This is a genomic window from Nocardia seriolae NBRC 15557, assembly GCF_007990715.1.
Taxonomy (GTDB): domain Bacteria; phylum Actinomycetota; class Actinomycetes; order Mycobacteriales; family Mycobacteriaceae; genus Nocardia; species Nocardia seriolae.
This window is the reverse complement of sequence record NZ_BJWY01000261.1, coordinates 1-1,492: the sequence shown is the minus strand read 5'-3', so window position 1 is coordinate 1,492 and position 1,492 is coordinate 1. Positions and strand designations below refer to the sequence as shown.

General features: G+C 64.3%; 2 protein-coding genes. One reads left to right on the top strand and one right to left on the bottom strand.

Translation table 11 applies throughout. The features are described from left to right. Positions 1 to 181: 181 nt before the first annotated feature. Positions 182 to 637: an ester cyclase gene (locus NS2_RS35605; protein ID WP_036552935.1), complete on the bottom strand. Its 456-nt coding sequence runs from the start codon at positions 635 to 637 to the stop codon at positions 182 to 184. A gap of 102 nt (positions 638 to 739) precedes the next feature. On the opposite strand from NS2_RS35605, the gene NS2_RS35600 reads away from it, so the two are divergent. Next, positions 740 to 1,402, top strand: a complete 663-nt coding sequence (locus NS2_RS35600) for a TetR/AcrR family transcriptional regulator C-terminal domain-containing protein (protein WP_033091766.1) — start codon at positions 740 to 742, stop codon at positions 1,400 to 1,402. Positions 1,403 to 1,492 lie beyond the last annotated feature (90 nt).

Sequence of the window (1,492 nt, the reverse complement as noted above, 5' to 3'; positions counted from 1 at the left end):
GGACACTAGGAGGTCGACCATGTTCAGCGGCAGCGCTATAAACGACTTCTTCGGGATGCTGGCCAAGGCGCTGGGCACCGGCTCCTCCTACACTTTCCCGCCGATCAACTGACGATCGCCGAGATAGACCGGCCGCCAGGGCAACTCGTCCTGGCGGCCGCCCGGAGCATGCCGCTCGCCTTCAGTCGACGGTCGGCCAATCCCAGCCGAGCTGGAGGAACATGCCCAGGCGGTCGCTGACGGCGCGGATCTCGGTAATGCGCTCCGCGGTCAGCGTGAAGATCCAGATCTGCTCGACGTCGCAGGTGCGGCCGGTCGGCTCGGGCATACGGGCGTGGGCTCCGGTGTGGCGGCCGATCACGCGCAGGCGGGCGACGATCCGATCGCCCTCGCCGATCAATTCCTGCACCAGGATTCCGCTTTCCTCGTCCTCGGTGGCGCTGAACGCGGCCAGTTGCTGACGGAAGCCCTCGATGGCGGCGCCGGGGGTGTCCTCTTCGCCAAAGATGATCTTGTTGTGGTCGATCACCTGCGGGGAGAGGTAGCGCACCCACTCGGTTCCGCCCTCGAGGCCGTGGTTCAGCGCGTCGATGAACTCGGTGATGACGGTCTTGTTGTCGGCGACGGTGGTGGTCATGAGGTTCTCCCGATCTCGATAACTCTTACGTCGTAAGACTTCGTTGCTGTGGACTATGGTTCACTTACGACGTAAGAGTTGTCAATCCCGGAGGGAAAATTCGTGGCCGCCAAGCGCACCCGAGCCGAACGAGCGGGCATTTCGCGGGAGCAGGTGCTCGACGCGGCCTTGGTGTTCGCGGATCGCGAGGGGGTGTCGGCGCTGTCCATGCGCAAGCTGGGCGCGGAACTCGGCGTGGAAGCCATGACGCTCTACCACTACGTGCCGAACAAGGACGCCCTGCTGGACGGAATGGTCGAGCGGGTCATGTCGCAGGCTGACGCCGGATTCGGCGATGGGCCTTGGCGGCTCGCACTCGGCGACTATGCCCGCGCGCTGCGGGGCGCATTGTCGGCCCATCCGGGCGCACTCCCGTTGATCGCCACGCGACCGGCCGTCACGCCGCGCACGCTGCAAACCGCCGAACGCGGCTTGAAGCTGTTGGTGGACTCCGGCTTCGAGTTGGGTACCGCCCTGGACGCATTGAATGCGCTCACGTTGTTCGTTGTCGCGCACGCGAATTCGGAGGCCAGAACCACACCGGTCAACGAGGCGGGAGATGCTGGATCGGTCGACTTCCTGAAGACGCTGGATCCGGCGGAGTTCCCGCTGATCATGCGGGCCGCGCAGACCGGAGCCGGGACCGACGACAGTGCTCGGTTCGAATTCGCCATTGCGGCAATGATTCACGGCTTCGCCGCGGCCGCTGGACTATCGGCGAGTTGAACCGCAATCCGCGCAATGCCGTTCTAAACCGTTGGTAGCCTGCTATTTACCTGGCATGTCGTTCTGATCATGCTGTCGTGTCGTCGTTTT

Coding starts and splice junctions, on each gene's coding strand:
- NS2_RS35605 (WP_036552935.1), bottom strand. CDS start 637: ATGACCACCACCGTCGCCGACAACAAGACCGTCATCACCGAGTTCATC.